16 protein-coding genes and 1 riboswitch are annotated in these 17,732 nt (G+C 46.7%); of the genes, 6 read left to right on the forward strand and 10 right to left on the reverse strand.

Annotated elements, in window-relative coordinates; translation table 11 throughout:
• Positions 1-280: 280 nt before the first annotated feature.
• Positions 281-1,186 carry a GTP cyclohydrolase FolE2 gene (gene folE2 / locus KNP99_RS11570; protein WP_029332371.1) on the forward strand — a complete coding sequence of 302 codons (906 nt, stop codon included), beginning with the start codon at positions 281-283 and terminating at the stop codon, positions 1,184-1,186.
• Positions 1,187-1,360: 174 nt separating this feature from the next.
• On the opposite strand, the gene KNP99_RS11575 is transcribed toward folE2, so the two are convergent.
• The 8 genes from KNP99_RS11575 to pta form a co-directional block, all read right to left on the reverse strand.
• Positions 1,361-1,807, reverse strand: a complete 447-nt coding sequence (locus KNP99_RS11575; protein ID WP_215193244.1) for a GDYXXLXY domain-containing protein — start codon at positions 1,805-1,807, stop codon at positions 1,361-1,363.
• Positions 1,804-2,997 carry a DUF2157 domain-containing protein gene (locus tag KNP99_RS11580; protein ID WP_215193245.1) on the reverse strand — a complete coding sequence of 398 codons (1,194 nt, stop codon included), beginning with the start codon at positions 2,995-2,997 and terminating at the stop codon, positions 1,804-1,806. The genes KNP99_RS11575 and KNP99_RS11580 overlap by 4 nt, the downstream gene beginning before the upstream one ends.
• 129 nt (positions 2,998-3,126) lie before the next feature.
• The gene (locus KNP99_RS11585) at positions 3,127-5,106 is read right to left on the reverse strand and encodes a methyl-accepting chemotaxis protein (protein ID WP_214846063.1); all 1,980 of its coding nucleotides are present in this window, start codon (positions 5,104-5,106) and stop codon (positions 3,127-3,129) included.
• Positions 5,107-5,292: 186 nt separating this feature from the next.
• Entirely contained in the window at positions 5,293-5,592 is a 300-nt protein-coding gene (locus KNP99_RS11590) for a rhodanese-like domain-containing protein (RefSeq protein ID WP_088836081.1), read from the reverse strand.
• A 93-nt stretch (positions 5,593-5,685) separates the two neighbouring features.
• On the reverse strand, positions 5,686-7,062 hold the full coding sequence (locus tag KNP99_RS11595) for an amino acid permease (RefSeq protein ID WP_214808816.1): 1,377 nt from the start codon (positions 7,060-7,062) through the stop codon (positions 5,686-5,688).
• A 223-nt stretch (positions 7,063-7,285) separates the two neighbouring features.
• Complete coding sequence (locus KNP99_RS11600; RefSeq protein WP_088836079.1) at positions 7,286-8,593, reverse strand: nucleobase:cation symporter-2 family protein; 1,308 nt, start codon at positions 8,591-8,593, stop codon at positions 7,286-7,288.
• Positions 8,590-9,174 carry a xanthine phosphoribosyltransferase gene (locus KNP99_RS11605; protein ID WP_088836078.1) on the reverse strand — a complete coding sequence of 195 codons (585 nt, stop codon included), beginning with the start codon at positions 9,172-9,174 and terminating at the stop codon, positions 8,590-8,592. The genes KNP99_RS11600 and KNP99_RS11605 overlap by 4 nt, the downstream gene beginning before the upstream one ends.
• A gap of 76 nt (positions 9,175-9,250) precedes the next feature.
• Positions 9,251-9,350, reverse strand: a riboswitch (purine riboswitch).
• A 59-nt stretch (positions 9,351-9,409) separates the two neighbouring features.
• Positions 9,410-10,393 (reverse strand): phosphate acetyltransferase, encoded by a 984-nt coding sequence (gene pta, locus KNP99_RS11610; RefSeq protein ID WP_088836077.1) that lies wholly within the window; start codon positions 10,391-10,393, stop codon positions 9,410-9,412.
• A 344-nt stretch (positions 10,394-10,737) separates the two neighbouring features.
• Between pta and hemQ the strand changes: the two genes are divergently transcribed.
• Entirely contained in the window at positions 10,738-11,514 is a 777-nt protein-coding gene (gene hemQ, locus KNP99_RS11615) for a hydrogen peroxide-dependent heme synthase (RefSeq protein WP_088836076.1), read from the forward strand.
• A 582-nt stretch (positions 11,515-12,096) separates the two neighbouring features.
• Here the strand turns inward: hemQ and KNP99_RS11620 are convergent.
• Both KNP99_RS11620 and KNP99_RS11625 read right to left on the reverse strand, forming a co-directional pair.
• Positions 12,097-12,465, reverse strand: a complete 369-nt coding sequence (locus KNP99_RS11620) for a DUF423 domain-containing protein (RefSeq protein ID WP_029332361.1) — start codon at positions 12,463-12,465, stop codon at positions 12,097-12,099.
• 1 nt (position 12,466) lies between these two features.
• Positions 12,467-13,072 (reverse strand): trimeric intracellular cation channel family protein, encoded by a 606-nt coding sequence (locus tag KNP99_RS11625; protein WP_029332360.1) that lies wholly within the window; start codon positions 13,070-13,072, stop codon positions 12,467-12,469.
• 165 nt (positions 13,073-13,237) lie between these two features.
• Between KNP99_RS11625 and KNP99_RS11630 the strand changes: the two genes are divergently transcribed.
• From KNP99_RS11630 to KNP99_RS11645, 4 genes are all read left to right on the forward strand, one after another.
• Positions 13,238-14,866: an ABC1 kinase family protein gene (locus tag KNP99_RS11630; RefSeq protein ID WP_214767680.1), complete on the forward strand. Its 1,629-nt coding sequence runs from the start codon at positions 13,238-13,240 to the stop codon at positions 14,864-14,866.
• Positions 14,867-14,998: 132 nt separating this feature from the next.
• Positions 14,999-15,850, forward strand: a complete 852-nt coding sequence (locus tag KNP99_RS11635) for a GRP family sugar transporter (RefSeq protein ID WP_214808871.1) — start codon at positions 14,999-15,001, stop codon at positions 15,848-15,850.
• Positions 15,851-15,871: 21 nt separating this feature from the next.
• Entirely contained in the window at positions 15,872-16,657 is a 786-nt protein-coding gene (locus KNP99_RS11640) for a glucose 1-dehydrogenase (protein ID WP_214808826.1), read from the forward strand.
• A gap of 39 nt (positions 16,658-16,696) precedes the next feature.
• Positions 16,697-17,671, forward strand: a complete 975-nt coding sequence (locus KNP99_RS11645; RefSeq protein ID WP_088836072.1) for a cation diffusion facilitator family transporter — start codon at positions 16,697-16,699, stop codon at positions 17,669-17,671.
• Positions 17,672-17,732 lie beyond the last annotated feature (61 nt).

Below are 17,732 nucleotides of genomic sequence, written 5' to 3' on the forward strand. Positions count from 1 at the left end.
GTTTCACAAAGGCATTAACTAAAAAAAGATTTACGCGTTCATATGAACATATACTATCCGATTCAGTACAGACTTGCAAGTATCCCTTATGATGAGTTTAGCAAACTGTTGATTCTGAGCCTTGCTAGTTTCGTTTTGCTAGCAGTTCATGATAAAATTCATATCAACAGTTCAACATAGTGCAAACACATTTGCGGAATCATCAGAGTTGCTCGTCTCTAGCATTCCTGTCATGTTATTACTATTGATAAAATACAAAAGGACAAAGGGGCCAATTGAAATGTCTACCTACCCGATTACACTACCAACAAAAGAAGAGCGTCATAAGCTTTTCGGTTCTGTTCCCCCTGTTAAAGGAACAAAACCTACTGAAAAAGATAAAATGGTTGATCTTCAAAATACACCAAAGAATTTCTTGTTTGCACTTGATGCAGTCGGTATTTCAAACGTCAAACATCCTGTCGTCATCCAAGATGGTGACAAAACGCAGGCCACTGTCGCGACGTTCGAGCTTTCGACATCACTCGTTCAAGACCGTAAAGGCATCAACATGAGTCGCTTAACGGAGCAACTCGATCAGTACCATCAAGAAGGATGGGTCGTCACGAACGAATCACTGATTCAGTTCGCGCGCGATTTAGCCGAGCGGATGGAGCAGTCTGAAGGTCAATTAACGATTCGCTACCCATGGTTCTTCACGCGTAAAGCACCGGCAACTGGACTCAGCGGTCTGATGAATGCCGAAGTCTGGCAAACGGTCAGTGTCGATACGGAAACGAATGAAGCAACTTTGACGGTCGGGTTAACGATCAATGTCACGACACTCTGCCCATGTTCAAAAGAAATCAGTGAGTACAGTGCCCATAACCAACGTGGTTACGTCACGATGGAAGCATCGCTTCGTGACGAGGCAGATGACTTTGACTGGAAACAAGAATTACTGGATGCGGCTGAATCAAATGCATCAGCACCACTTCACCCGGTCCTCAAACGTCCGGATGAAAAACGTGTTACGGAGATGGCTTACGAAAACCCACGCTTCGTCGAAGATATGGTCCGTTTAATCGCGGCTGATCTCTACGAAATGGATGCGATCGCAACGTTCTTCGTCGAATGCCGAAACGAAGAAACCATTCACCAACATGATGCTATCGCTCGAATCACGTTCGATAAAGACGCACAATAAGTCCTATACCACCCTCGCCCTAGATGACCTCTTCGTTGTCTAGGGCGTTTTTTCATTAACCAGATGCACTTTTTTGAAACGCCTGGAAGCAATGAAGAAATCGGCATGACTTGAAACAATATTAAAAATGAGAGGAAGGACCTAGTAACGGTCCATCCTCTCATTTTGTTTTTTTTACTCGTTTCGGAGCAATAAGTCCGTCGCCCGGATGGTTCCCCATGGCGAAACATCGGCTTTGACTTCTAATTTTTCCGCATCCTCATACCCTTTTCCTGTACCTTGTTCGACGTAATATTGAGTCAGCTGAGAAATCGTCACGTATTCATCGTAATACTCACCAGCAACCGAACCGAAAAAGCGGTCATTCGAGATTTTATCAATTCTTGCATATCCATCTTCCCCCGTTATAAACGTAACGTAGACAAGCCCTTTTTTGACAGAAGCATCCGGTTTTAAATCTGGATACTGCAACATGACGTACTCCCCGTAAATCGGATCAAATGGATCAAACGGCTCTGCCCGGAAGCGATAACTCTCTCCGAACCACGAAATCGCATAAAAACTGAGTACGACAAGCAAAACAATCAGTGTCTGAATAAACGCAAACCCGTACTTTTTCATGCCGACTGACCTCCTTCACGACGTCGTTGCATCCACCAGAGCACACCGGCAATCAAGAACACGAGTAAGGCCCCGCCTAGGAAAAAGAGTGACATATTCAGACGATTCCAAGCATAAATGAAGTAAACCGTCAGTTGAACGGTAATGAAATAAACGAACGGAATCAGTAAGCGATGACCGGTTCGTTCTCGCTCAATCAAATAAACGAATGCCATCACTTCAACTAAAATCGCCATCAAGATCGCTTGTTCCTCGAACCATAAGAGTCCGACCAAACCGAGCGGGACGATGAAAAGGAGCGGACGGTAACGTACATAAATCAAACTTCCGACCGCCGCTGCGGCAAGTACAAGTAAAATCGCTTCGACGAGCGAAATCGGAGCAGTTGTCGTTTCTGCGCGGACAGATAGATAGACCAGTGAGTTAATGGCTGCCGTGACTAAATAGAGCGCGTAGAGGAGCAGGCGCTTTTGCTCTTCCCGAACAAGTAACAGTAATGGAACGAGGAAAAATAAAGTCCAAATCGGCCAAAGAATGCCTTCATAGGAAACGAGGAAAAACAATTCCAACCCTGCGAAGTAGAGGAGCAACCAGCTAAAAATCAGTGATGGAAACGTTTGACTGAAATAGAACCAGGCTACGGATATCAGAATCAAACAAACAAATGATGTCCAGTCGAGAAACGTAGCGTACTCGCTCCCGAAGCTGCCGATTCCCGTAAAAATATTCAATCCCGCCAAAAAAGCGACGACAGCGTAGGCAGCGTGACGCCAAACGAAAAAATGACCGAGTGCCATAAGAAAGATTACCCAGGCAATGAATGAGCTTTCAAGCGACATATGAAAACTTTGGACCGTGACAATCAATGCACCAAGGAACGCGAGAATCCCGAGTATCCGGAACGCCACGGGATTCCAAATCGTCCGGCGTTCGGAAATATCAGCTAGCACATAACAACTGATCATGATGACAAGAACGAGTCCGATTTTGACCAATGCCGGAATGACTTGCCAATTGGCCGCTAAAAAACTGAGTAAGGCCAAGCCGACAAACGTTAAGCCGACAATCAACAGTAAGGGCGTCCGCTTTTTGACTTGGTGTTTGTGTTCGTACGCTTCAATCCGATCGACGGTTTCTGCATCAAGCAATCCTGCTTCCTGCCATTCTTTCAACTTTGTCAATCGCGCCACCTTTCCACCTCCTAGGACTCAACACTACACTTATATTTTTCCCGTTTTCCTATCGCTTCAAGCAAATTCACAATAAAAAAAGCGACTACGCCCAGCTCAGTTTCGCTGATGTAGTCGCCTTCATCTGGTTTAAACGCGGAATTGTGTCACCATTTCTTGTAGTTCTTCTGCCATATCCGACAATGCTTTCGCGGATTGCGAAATTTCTTCCATCGAACCGAGCTGTTCTTCCGTCGTCGTCGCAACACGTTCGGATGCTGTCGAATTCTCATCCGCAATATGAGCGATTTCCGTTGCCGAAGCCGACACTTCTTGGACGTTCGCCGCGATTTCTTCGACCGTCGCTGTGACATCTTCGATTCGTGGCGTCATCTCTTGTGTCCGTAACATAATTTTCTTGAAACGTTCCGCTGAATCTTCTGTCGTCTCAAGTCCGGCTTTCGTATGATGCGATACTTCTTTCATCAAGGAAACCGACCGTTCTGTTTCCTGCTTGATGTTTGTAATCAGGCCCGAAATTTGTTTTGTCGACTCTTGTGACTGTTCGGCTAGCTTCCGAACTTCACTCGCGACGACCGCAAATCCTTTGCCATTTTCGCCGGCCCGTGCTGCTTCGATCGCTGCATTCAAGGCAAGCAAGTTCGTTTGGGCTGCAATCCCGTTGATGACATCGACAATCTTTCCGATTTCGTTTGAGCGATGAGCCAAGGATTGAATGACTTCACCGAAGTTTTCGACCGATGCATCAATCGCTTTCATCTGTGTCACATTTTTCCCGACCGCAATCGTTCCGTCTTCTGCTTCGAGTGCTGTTGCCCGTGATAGCTCGGAGACGTTCGTCGAACTCTCTGCGATTCGCATGACACCTGACGTAATCGCTTGGAGTGATACAGCATTTCCTTCGAGTTGACGTTTCGAGTGGTCAGCACCTGCTGCCATCTGTTGGACGGAACCTGCGATTTGCTCGGAAGCTGCTGTCGTTTGCGCTGCGTTCGCCATCAATTCTTCTGAAGACGCCGCAACTTGCCCAATCGATTGATCGAGGTTCGTCACGATCGACCGGAGTGATGTGACCATGACATTAAAACTTTGGGCCACCTGACCGATTTCGTCATTGGATTCGACGATGACTTGCTCCGTCAAATCACCTTCTTTAATCCGATCGGCACTTTCCGTCAAACGACTTAACGGACGGAGGATCGAACGGAGAATAAAGTAGAGTAAGACAGCTGCTAACAAGAACGTTCCAGCGATAACGGCAACTGTTGTCCAAAGAATGCCCGATGTTTCATTTGCAATTTCTTTATCGTACAGTGTTCCGGCGACTTTCCATCCCGTCAGACTGTTCGTCATATAGTCCATTTTCTTTCCTTGATTCTCAAACTCATAAGAAAACTGACCATTTTTTCCGGCATAAAGGGATGTGACCCAGTCTCCAGATGCCTTTTCTCCAGCCTTCTTCGTCGGATGTGTGACGAAATTCTTATTGGAATCGAGAATCGTGACATAACCTTCTTGACCGATTTTAACTTTTTTAGCGATTTCAGAAATTCGATCGACATCCACGTCGACAGCAATGACACCACGTCCATTCCCACCCGTTTGTGAAAGGGTGACCATCATCTTCCCTGAAGCTGCGTCGACGTATGGATCAGTAATGACGACTTTCCCACCGGCGTCCTCCGCCGCCTGATACCACGAACGTTCTCGTGGATCATAATCGTCTGGCATCGTTTGTTCCGGATAGATGGTCATATCACCTTCCGTCGTCGCGTAATAAATATTTGCTGCTTGCGGATGTGTATCGAGATATTCTGTCATCTTTTCTTTCAATGCTAAATTTTGTTTCCCTTTTTGATAGAGCATTCCATCAATCCGGTCCGCAAAGAACGCGACATCTCGTCGTACTGGATCAATGATATTGGTGATTTCATCGTTCATCCGGTCAACACCGGCATGCGCAGATTGCAGGATTTGATCTGTGATTTTCTGTTTCGCTTGATTGTATGCAACAAAACCAATCAATAACGATGGAATCAATAATAAGAGCAAAAATGTGATAATTAGTTTCTGCTTGATGCTAATCGTTCGTTTTTTTGTCTGTTCCATACACGCCTCCTCTTCCCGATATGTAAACTCGTTGTTCTAATCTATATATCGGTCAGAACGTGTCATTTTTCACAACTAAATGAAAAAGAAGGTAATCCATTTTCATGAATTACCTTCTTGGACTACCTATAAAGTGATGCGGAATAACTTCGCGAACAGAACGTTTGAGAAAAGAACACTATCGCTTTACGCTTCTTGATCGCCCTTCCAGTTCATCATCCCGCCTTCGACGTTGACGATGTCGTAGCCATACTGTTCGAGGAAACGTCCGACGTTCTCGCTGCGTCCACCTGCTTTGCAAATCAGGTAGTATGTTTCACCTTCTTGCAGCTCTGTATAGCGTTCACCGATTTCAGACATTGGTAAAAAACGGACGTTCGGGATATGACCCGCGTCGTATTCATCCTGCTCGCGCACGTCCACGACGTGGAGTACTTCACCGGCTTCAAGCTTTTCTTGTAACTCATCGACATGGATTGTTTTCATCGTAGTTCCTCCTCTTATTTCATCTTTGTTCAGTGTAGCAAAACTGACGCCGAAACAGAACAAAAGAGACCGGCCGAAGCCGGTCTCCCTGATTCATTCCCCTGATGCCCGGTCGAACGAGCGTCGTGTCTGCTTATGCATCCCCCGCGCATAGTAGACCGCAATCAAAATCACATACCAAAGTGGTCCGACGATGAGCGCAATGCGCGTACTGGCATCAAACGCCATCAAGACGATGACGCCAGCCAGTGCGAGCAAGGCGATGTAGTTCGCGACCGGGAAAAATGGAACGCCGAATTCTGCCGTACCATAGACTTTCCGAGCCCGCATTTGCGAAATCAAAATCATCGCCCATGTCCAGACGGCTCCGAACGTCGCGATACTCGTCACGATCGCAAAAACGTTTTCCGGTAAGAAGTAGTTTAAGGCGACGCCGACGAGCAGCGCGATTCCTGAAAGAATCGTTGCGATTGCTGGGACTCCGTTCTTCGAAATCTTCGCGAACCGTTTTGGTGCTTCTTCATTTTGTGCCAGGTTCATCATCATCCGTGCCGTCGAGAAAATACCCGAGTTACATGACGACAATGCCGCTGTCAGGACAACGAAGTTGATAATGCCGGCAGCTGCCGGAATGCCCAGTTGATCAAATAGTAAGACAAATGGGCTACTGTTATTTTGTCCGACTTGATCCCATGGATAAATCGACAAGATGACGAATAGCGCACCGATGTAGAAAATCAAGATCCGTAAAAAGACGTTGTTGACTGCCTTACGAATCGTTTTCTTCGGATTTTTAGCTTCCCCAGCTGTGACCCCAATCACTTCAATGCCTAAGAACGCAAACATGACCATTTGCATCGCCAGCAGGACTCCCCCGAATCCGTTTGGCAAAAATCCACCATGCGACCAAAGATTAGAAATCCCGACCGGTGTACCCCCGTTGCCAAGTCCGACGACAATCGTCAATGTCCCAAGAATAATCATCGCAACAATCGCGACAATCTTAATCAAGGCGAACCAAAATTCGAATTCGCCATAAAATTTGACGGCAATGAAATTAATGCTCGTCATAAGTAGTAATGCTGCAAGCGCCCAAATCCAGCGTTCCGACTGCGGGAACCATTCCTGCATATAAATTCCGACTGCTGTGATTTCTGCCATACATGTAAAAATCCACAGAAGCCAATAATTCCACCCGGTCAAAAATCCAGCGAGTGGACTGACATATTTCCGGGCGTATTCAGCAAAGCTTCCCGCCACCGGTTCACGTACCGCGAGCTCCCCAAGTGCCCGCATGATGATGAAGATGATGATACCGCCGATTAAATAACCAATCAGAATCCCTGGTCCTGCCAACTGAATGGCTTTTGCCGAGCCTAGGAAAAGTCCAACGCCGATTGCCGCCCCCAGCGACATCAACGTAATATGACGCTCTTCCAGTCCCCGATTTAGCTCTGTCTGTTGCTTCATTTGTACGACGTCCTTCCTGTCTCTCTATCGTTCTTAGCAGTTCCCCAAACCGCTACGTTGTCAGTATAAAGAAGAGGTGTCTGATTTGTAAACGTTTTCAAGTGAGATTTACCACTTTCTTCCCATACTCGAAATATTCTGATTTGTGTAACGTTCTCTCATCACAAAAAAGAGACCTCCATCCGAAGATGCAGGTCTGCTCGTAACACAATCGTTCTACTATTTACTCAGCTTTTGCGAATTGTTCGTCTTCTGTACGCTGCTTGCGATCAGCCAAACGGAACAAACCATTGAGAAGCAATGCCGTCAACGAACCGGCGACAATCGGACTATCCGTCAAGACGCGGATTTGTTCCGGTAAACCGGACACGATCGCCGGGTTCATACTGATGCCGAGTCCGACGCCAAGCGATAAGGCGACTGTCAAGACGTGGTCGTTTTTTGCGAAGTCGACGCGAGACAGAATTCGAATTCCGCTTGCTGCAACCGTCCCAAACATGATGAGCATTGCCCCACCAAGCACTGGTTTCGGAATCAGTGTCGTAAAGGTGGCGACTTTCGGCAAGAAACCGAGGATGACTAAAAACAACCCGGCAAAGATGATGACTTTTCGTGTTTTAACGCCCGTCAGTTGAACAAGCCCGACATTTTGACTGTAGGTCGTGTATGGAAAACTGTTGAAAATCCCGCCGATGATTGTCGCAGCACCCTCTGCCCGGTAACCGCGTGCTAAGTCTTGCTTCGAGAGTTTTTTATCCGTGATTTCACCAAGCGTCAAGAAGACGCCTGTCGATTCAACCATTGAGACGAGACCAACGAGCGTCATCGTCAAAATCGCCGTGATATTAAACGTCGGTGCACCAAAGTAAAACGGTGTAATCATTTGGAACCACGAGGCGTCAGCGACTGGACTAAAATCAATCATCCCCATGCCGAACGCGACAAGTGTTCCGATGAGTACCGCAATCAAGACAGCCGCTGCCTTCGAAAAAACGGTGCCGTAACGATTTAAAATCAAGATTAAAGCAATCGTTAATCCGGCGAGACCGAGGTATCGGAAGTCACCAAAATCTTTAACGCCTTGTCCGCCACCGATATCATTGATGGCCGCCGGAATGAGTGATATTCCGATAATCGTCACGACGGATCCGAGCACGACCGGTGGAAATAAAATCGCAATCCGGCTAAAGAGTCCGGAAATCAATAAAATGATGATGCCGCTTGCGATTAATGCGCCGTAAATCGCCGTGATGCCCTGCAGGCTACCGATCGCAATCATCGGTCCGACTGCCGTGAACGTACATCCGAGCACGACCGGCAGTCCGACACCGGTATACTTCGTGACGAAGACTTGGAGTAACGTCGCGATTCCACACATGAATAGGTCAATCGCGACAAGATACGCGAGGCCTTCTCCGGATAGTCCGATTGCACTGCCGACGATCAACGGAACGATGGCTGCTCCTGTATACATGGCGAGGACATGTTGGAGTCCGAGTCCTGCCGCTTTAAAATTCGATAAGGATTTCATACGTTCACCGAGCGGACGAACGTCGCTTTCCCGTTCTCTAATTTTTCAATTCGCGCGAGCGATTCAACACGGAATCCTGCATCAAGTAACTTCTCTCGCCCCGGTTGGAATGATTTTTCGATCACGATTCCGATACCGACGACTTCTGCTCCTGCCTGCTCGACTAATTTAGCAAGACCGAACGCCGCTTCCCCGTTCGCTAAAAAGTCATCGATGATCAGCACACGTTCACCTTGCTGTAAGTATTTTTCAGCGACCGTGATCGTACTCGTCTGCTGTTTCGTAAACGAGTAGACTTCTGCTGAAATCGTTCCTTCGTTTAACGTCAGCGACTTCGTTTTTCGTGCATAGACCATTGGTACACCGAGACGAAGCGCCGTCATCATCGCGGGTGCGATTCCACCTGCTTCAATCGTTAAAATCCGCGTAATGCCTGCGTCTTGAAACCGATGCATGAATTCATAAGCAATTTCCCACATCAATGTCGGATCGACTTGATGGTTAAGGAATGCATCGACTTTCAGGACTTGATCGGACAGGACGATTCCTTCTTTGTTAATCATTTCTTCTAAACGTTTCATAGCTGTGTTCTCCTTTATTGACGAAAAAAAACGTACAGCGCTACCCCCGGGGGCAGCCACTGTACGCCAAAAAAGAGAGCAGTAACTCACCACCCGTAGTCGGATCGTTACGGCGATCCGGTAGAGACTCGTGGGCCAATTCCCACTATTATACGAGCGTTGCTATACGTTTATGATTCGTGCATGATGTGTTTCATTTTACGATGTTCTCTGAAAAAGTAAAGACTTTTCCGTTTTATGCGTTTGCTTCAACTGCCTGAGCTGCCGTGATGATCGCAAGTTTGTAGACATCTTCTTCGTTACATCCACGTGAAAGATCGTTGACCGGTTTGTTGAGACCTTGGAGAATCGGTCCGATCGCTTCGAATCCACCAAGACGTTGTGCGATTTTGTAGCCGATGTTTCCTGACTCAAGGCTTGGGAAGATGAAGACGTTGGCTTGACCTGCAACATCTGATTCTGGTGCTTTTGATTTTGCGACGCTCGGGACGAACGCTGCATCAAATTGTAATTCTCCATCGATTGCAAGTTCAGGCGCACGTTCTTTTGCGAGACGTGTTGCTTCGACGACGCGTTCTGTTTCAGGTGATTTTGCTGAACCTTTTGTCGAGAAGCTGAGCAATGCCACTTTCGGCTCGATGCCGAATGTTTTTGCTGTTTTTGCTGATGCGATTGCATTTTCTGCTAAGTCGTTTGCGTCAGGTGCGATATTGATTGCGCAGTCAGCGAAGACATACTGCTCATCATCACGAACCATGATGAAGACACCCGATGTTTTCTTATAGCCTTCTTGCATTTTGATGATTTGAAGTGCCGGGCGGACTGTATCGCCAGTCGCGTGCATCGCACCCGAGACGAGACCTGCTGCTTTACCTGTATGCACGAGCATCGTTCCGAATGTGTTGACGTCCTTTAAGATGACTTCACGTGCTTGTTCTTCTGTCGCTTTTCCTTTACGGCGCTCGACGAATGAAGCAACAAGTTCTTCCATCGCATCGTACGAAGCCGGGTCGATTGTTTCAAGATCCGTTACGTCGATTCCGTTCGCCGACGCCGTCTCTTCAATCTTCACGCGTGGTCCGATAACGACTGGTGTGACGAGACCATCTTTTTTCAGGCGGACAGCAGCACCAAGAACACGTGCGTCGATTCCTTCTGGGAAAACGATTGATGGTTGGTGTGCTTTTACTTTTGTCTCAAGCATTTCGAATAATTGCATGATTTTCTCTCCTTTTATGTCAATCAAGTGTCGGTTTCTATTCCTTATACATTCCATCGTTCATTATACACAGTTCTGTTTCGTTATTAAAACAATTTGCAAAAAACTTCTTTTACCCATTACACGGAGCGATTTTTTATCACTATTACAGTTATTTCTAGGAATAGTACAGAAGGCGCTTAACGCGTTTTAGCACACCCTTTTACTTCATACCCCGATTCGTGTTACTTCATGTCTCTATCCCTAATGAGAGACGGTTGTTTTGTTGCGATGAACCGTCCGATCTATGATAAGATTAGCAATGGAGAATGTACTTTTCATTATAGATTTCAGGAGGTTTTTTCATGGAACATCGAACATCAGAACCAACTGCTACACAGCAAGCCGCCGAAACTCTCGACGGTTGGTATACATTACATGATTTCCGCCGGATTGACTGGTCGCGCTTAAAACAAGTCGAAACAACTGTCCGGACGAAAATGATCAACGAATTCCAAACGTTCTTAGCTGAGCTCGGACAAGTCGAAGAACAAAAAGAAGGCAGTCATGCCCTCTATACGATCATCGGTCAAAAAGCAGATCTCGTTTTGATGGTCCTTCGTCCGACAATGGAAGACATCCAAGCCGTCGAAGTGAAGATGCAAAAACTCGACTTATATGACTATCTCATCCCGACGTATTCATATGTCTCCGTCGTCGAACTCGGCACATACCGTGGATCTGGCGAAGGGAACCCGTATGAGAACCCGTATGTACGCGACCGTCTCTATCCAATCTTGCCAAAATCGAAGCACATCTGTTTCTATCCGATGAGTAAATCTCGTCGCGATGGCGATAACTGGTACACGCTTTCGATGGAGAAACGGAAAGAGCTCATGTACCGTCATGGTATGATCGGGCGGAGCTACGCTGGGAAGATTCAACAGATTATCGGTGGATCAACTGGCTTTGACGATTGGGAATGGGGCGTCACCTTGTTCGCGAATGATATCCTCCAGTTCAAAAAAATCGTCTATGAAATGCGTTTTGACGAAGTGAGTGCAAAATACGGTGAATTCGGTGAGTTCTTCATCGGCAACCGTCTTGAGTCAAGCGAGCTCGAAACACATTTCGCGCTTTAATATGCTAAAAGACGTTTCATAGAAAAACCCTATGGGAATATACTCTTTGCGGTCATAAAAGATGTACGTTTTATACGTTAAGGAGGAATGATCATGGGGAATGCTATGAACCGGTCAACGCGATCGCGTGAGTTGCAATTCGCTGTGCTTTCAAAAGAGCTAAAGCCAGTCGCACAACGTGTACTGGATCGCTATGAGCAAGCATTATCGAAGCTAAATAAAACACAACCAATAAAGCATTGAGGCAGTTGCTTCAATCGTAATCGGTCAAGAGGCAGTGATGTCTCTTGACCGTTTTTTTTATTTCGATGGCGTAATCGTCGTAAAAAGACAAAAAAAGAGAGTGGATATACATCCACTCCCAGTGTGTAGACAAACTTTGAACATGCGATATCGGGAGGCAAAACCCTGCTCGTTTTCCGTGAGGATCAAGGAGCAACGGCTTGCGCCTCGCCCGAGGAAAGCAACGAAAAAAGACGCTTTCAACTCCCGCTAGCGCGTTGTCTACATCCTAAGAGAGTAGCTATAAAATCCACTCCCTTGCTTTCGTTTAACGACCAACTTTTCAAGTCAGTCGATGGATCATAATCCCTTATACGCACCAATCGCAACAAAAATCCATGCTGCGATGAACAGAACGCCGCCAATCGGTGTGATTGCACCGAGTTTTGTAATCCCTGTCAGCGCCATGACATATAAGCTGCCGGAGAAGAAGACGATTCCGGCGAGCATCAACCAACCTGCAAGCGAAAATTGTGAAATCGAAACTTTCAGTAACATGCCACCGAGTGCCAAAATCCCAAGTGAGTGCACCATCTGATAGAGGACACCCGTCTGCCAGTTCGCAAGCATCCGCTCAGATAACATATCTTTTAGCGCATGCGCTCCGAACGCACCGAGTGCGACCGCTACCATCATCGACAAAGAACCAATCATGATTAATACTTTCATGTCATTCTCCCCCTAAACGTCGTGCCGGTAAATTCCATTCATAATAATAAGATAGCATACGTAAAATCGTAATGAGTCCCAGTAATGTGAACAAATGCAGAGGATTCGTCAGTTGGAACCGATCGATGACGAGCGCGGCCATGACGGCCCACATCGCATAGATTTCCTTATGCAGGACAAGCGGTTTGCGTCCGGCGAGTAAATCCCGGATGACACCACCGCCGACACCCGTTAAAACAGCTGCTGAAATCGTCGCTGAAAGAGGTAAGCCTTTTGCAGATGCCATGAGTGCACCCTGGATCGCAAATGCGGATAAACCGAGTGCATCGGCGAGCACGCCCCACCGTGACCAATGTGGTAAAAATAATTGTGGTAAAACAAAGATTAATAATGCGACTAAAATCGCGATCAAGAACAATCCGCCTTGCGACCAAAGTGCCGAGACGGGTACACCAATCAACAAGTTCCGGATTGCACCGCCTCCGAACGCCGTAATCAATGCCAATAACCAAACCCCAAACAAATCATATTTTTCTTCCATCGCGACGATCGCGCCACTCATCGCAAATGCGACCGTTCCGATGATATTTAATAAGTCCCAGGACATGCACACATTTCACCTTTCCACATTGAAATTCCATTACTTACTATACTCTCTTTTTGCGTCGCGTCCACCTTATTTTTACGATTCTTTTTTCAGCCGTTTGTAAGTGACGTTTTTAGGTAAAGTAACCTATACTGAAACAAACTGTACAGGAAGCTAGGTGACCGTATGAAACGTTGGGCGCTCTACCGGATTTTCGTCATCGTGACGATGTTCGCTCGTTATATTTGGACTATCTATCGATTCACCCGGAAAAACCGACCAGGTACGAATACTGAAGAATTCGAGCGCATCATGATCACGATTGCGCGTGATTATAAGAAGAAAGCACTGCGTCTCGAAGGACTCCTGATTAAACTCGGGCAGTTTTTATCGATTCGTGCCGACTTATTCCCACCAACCGTTTTAATGGAGTTAACTGAACTCGTCGATAAGGTCCCATCGAGCAAACTCGGGGAATCTCGAAAAATCATCGAGGAAGACTGGGGCATGCCGATCGAAGACGTCGTCGATAATATCAGTCCTCGCCCCATCGCATCTGCTTCAATCGGAGAAGTATATAGTGCGACACTCAAATCGAACGGGCGAAAAGTCGCAATCAAAGTCCAGCGTCCTAACATCGAACGAATCATTAAAACGGATTTCCGCGCGATGCGTCTCGTCATCGCGATGCTTCGACGGACGTCACTCAATAAATCGACTGATCTCCAAAGTCTTTATCGCCAAATGGTCTTCGTCATCGGAGATGAACTGAATTATCGGACCGAATTAAAAAATGGTCTCTACTTTAAAAAGATGTATGAAACGAACCCTGTCATCTACATTCCAGACTATTATGAAGAACACTGTACGAATCGCGTCTTGATGATGGAGTGGATTGACGGTACACGGATCACGGACCTCGAGTTTTTAGCAGAACATCAAATCGATCGTGACGAACTCGCGCGTAACCTCTTCCTGAATGCGGGTGAACAGTTGCTGTTCGGCGGGAAATTTCATGCCGATCCCCACCCGGGCAACGTCCTCGTCCAGGCAGACGGAAAAATCGTTCTGCTCGACTTCGGGATGATCGGTGCGACGACCCCGGACGACATGCGGGCGATTCAAGGAATCTTACAGTCGTTCGTCACACTCGATTACGATGCAATCGTCGACGGTCTGGAAGACTTACGTTTCTTATTACCGAACGCCAACAAACAAAATATCCGTCAAGCGATTGAAAAAGCCGTCAACTTTTACCTTGAAAGCGACATGGAGAACGTCGATACGAAATTAATTGAAAAAGTACTGTCTGATATTGAATTACTCGTTCGGAATGAACCGATTCAATTACCGGCCGAGTTTGCCTTTTTCGGTCGTGCCGCTTCGACGATCCTAGGTATCCTGCAAATCCTCTCACCAAAAATTAACTTGCTTGAACTTGCTAAACCGATGGTCCGCCGTTGGCTGGACGAAGAAGGGAAAAACCAGAATCGTTACTTACAGATTGCAGGGTCTTACGGCGCACGTCTTCTCGCCTTTCCTCGCCTAGTCAATGATGCCCTCAGTGAACCAACACGCTGGCGGTTGTTCGAACAGCAAAAATTTTCACGCGTCGCGAATATGGAATCTCTTAAAATTCGTCAGTGGACCAGTTCACTCGTCGGAATCGTCAGCTTACCTGTCAGTTACGGTGGCTATTTCTTAAGTCAGTATGACTTGATGGGGATTTCTTTAACGATTGCTGTCGTCGCCCTCTGGAACGCTCGACGAATCGGACGACACATCGTCCGCATCGCTGACGAACCCTTTAAATAATAATTTTCACGTCCCATTCGTGGGGCGTTTTTTATTTTAAGATAATATTCGTTAGCCATTAGAGGTTTTTCGGCGGGATTCCCGGGGTACATCTTCAAGTAGATAGAACAAATGGAAGAGGTGAATCACTTGATTGATATTTTAATTGCCATCGTTCCTGCATTGATGTGGGGGACGTTGCCTCTCGTCGTTTCAAAAATCGGCGGTTCAACAGAACAACAAATTATCGGGACAACACTCGGTGCGTTAGCATTCGCCCTCGTGACGTTCTTATTTATCAGTCCAGAACTGTCGATGACGGCCTGGGTTGCCGGTCTTTTCTCCGGTGCTTTTTGGGCACTTGGTCAAATGAACCAATTTGCTGCTTTTAAACAAATGGGTGTTTCGAAAACGATGCCGATTTCGACCGGGATGCAACTCGTCGGAACATCCTTGTTTGGCGTCCTCGCTTTTGGTGAATGGTCAAATACATCCGCACTTATTCTTGGAATTAGCGCTTTAGTACTGATTGTCGCCGGTGCTGCTTTTACATCGTATAAAGAAGATAAGAGCAAGAAGGATGAAAACATCGGAAAAGGATTGCTTCTACTCGTCATCTCGACGATTGGTTATGTCGGCTATGTCGTCATCGCCCGTTGGTTCAACATCAATGGTTGGGAAGCCGTTTTACCACAAGCAATCGGGATGGTCGTCAGCGCCATTTTACTTTCATTACGCAAAGGGAATTTGTTTGCGAAACAGACGTTCACAAATGGCCTTGCCGGTATCATGTGGGCTGTTGGGAATATTGCCCTATTGCTCGCAACGGCACGTGTCGGCGTCGCAACAAGCTTTTCGTTATCACAAACCGGTGTCGTCATCTCGACAATCGGCGGCGTTCTGTTCTTGAAAGAAGCTAAAACGAAAAAAGAAATGACGTTCGTTATCATCGGCTGTACTCTCGTCGTAGCGGGCGGTATCATGATCGGGTTTACAAAACAATAATCTAAAAGGGAGTCGATTTTCATGTATAATAGTCTAAACGGAAAAGTAGCTATCGTCACAGGCGGTTCAATGGGAATTGGCGAAGCCGTCGTCCGCCGTTACGCGGAAGAAGGTACAAAGGTCGTCATCAACTATCGGAGCCACCCGGAAGAAGCGAATCAGATTGCTGAAGACATCAAGCAAGCCGGTGGAGAAGCCATTACGATTCAAGCTGACGTATCGAAAGAGGACGACATGATTCGTCTTGTTAAAGAAACAGTTGACCACTTTGGTCGACTCGATATCTTCGTCAACAATGCCGGTGTCGAAATGCCATCACCGTCGCACGAAATGTCCCTCGAAGACTGGCAAAAAGTCATTGATGTCAACTTAACCGGTTCATTCCTCGGCGCACGTGAAGCCTTGAAATACTTTGTCGAGAACGACATTAAAGGGAACATTATCAATATGTCGAGCGTTCACGAAATCATTCCATGGCCAACATTTGTTCACTATGCGGCAAGTAAAGGTGGCGTCAAACTGATGACGCAGACGCTCGCGATGGAGTACGCACCAAAAGGCATTCGAATCAATGCGATTGGGCCGGGAGCGATCAACACACCAATCAATGCAGAGAAATTTGAAGACCCGGAACAACGTAAAGAAGTCGAAAGCATGATTCCAATGGGGAACATCGGGAAGCCTGAAGAAATTTCCGCTGTCGCTGCATGGCTTGCTTCTGACGAATCCAGTTACGTGACCGGCATCACACTATTTGCAGACGGTGGCATGTCACTTTATCCATCATTCCAAGCAGGACGCGGTTAATTCCGCTTTCCTGCTTTTTTAAAAGGAGAGGATCACACTATGGCCAACTTTTTCTCACTAATGAGGCGTGGTAACAAATCTGCTTTAGCTGCCGCTATCGTCAATACGATTATTGCCATTATTAAATTCATCGCTTATATCTTAACCGGTAACATCGCCATGTTCGCAGAAATGATGCATACGATCGGTGACGCTGCCAATCAAATGTTCGTTTATGTCGGATCTGCGTTAAGTAAAAAAGCACCAACAAAACGATTCCCGAATGGATTCGGTCGACTCGTCAATCTCGTCCTGCTCGCAGCAATTATCGTCGTCGCCATTTTAGCGTATGAGACGATCCGTGAAGGCGTGTTGCATATTCTACATGCTCCAGGAGAAGAAACAAGCGGACTGTGGATCATCTTAACAGCGCTTGGAATCGGCGTTGTCCTTGAAATGGGTGTCTTTTATAAAGCGATGATTGAAATCGCTCATGAAACCGGTCTGAAATCGCGTGGATTCACGCTCGTTCGCGAAAGTTTCTCGAAGCTTGGACAAGCAAAACCAGCGACGCGACTCGTCTTTATGGAAGACTTAGTTGCGACACTAGGTGGTCTCATCGCCATTATCGCCGTCCTCATTTCGCACTATACATCGTTTTATCAAGCAGAAGGGATTGCTTCTGTTTTAATCGGATTGATGATGTTTTACGTCGTCTATAACGTCTTCATTCAAAATGCAGCCGGTGCGCTCGGTGAAACTGATGAAGTCTTGACGGCAAAAATCGCAGAGATTTTACTCCGTGATAAAGATGTCCGTGATATCGAAAAACTTGAAGTCATCAAAGAGGGCGATCATTTCCACGTTGATCTTGAAATCGAAGTCGACCGTGGCATGACAATCGCGCAAGCCGATGACATCAAAGACCGTCTCGAACTGCAAATCCGGATTTTAAAAGGCGTGACCGACGTCACGATTGCCTTTGATGAGGATGATCAAATTCCGCATTATAAACCCTTCCCGCCTTCAGAATAAGAGGGAGTAACCACAAACAGTGGGCACCTGTTAGGGTGTCTCAGACTGTAGACAACGTGCT

It is taken from the genome of Exiguobacterium sp. s95 (genome assembly GCF_018618655.1).
In the GTDB taxonomy this organism is placed as follows: Bacteria; Bacillota; Bacilli; order Exiguobacteriales; family Exiguobacteriaceae; genus Exiguobacterium_A; species Exiguobacterium_A oxidotolerans.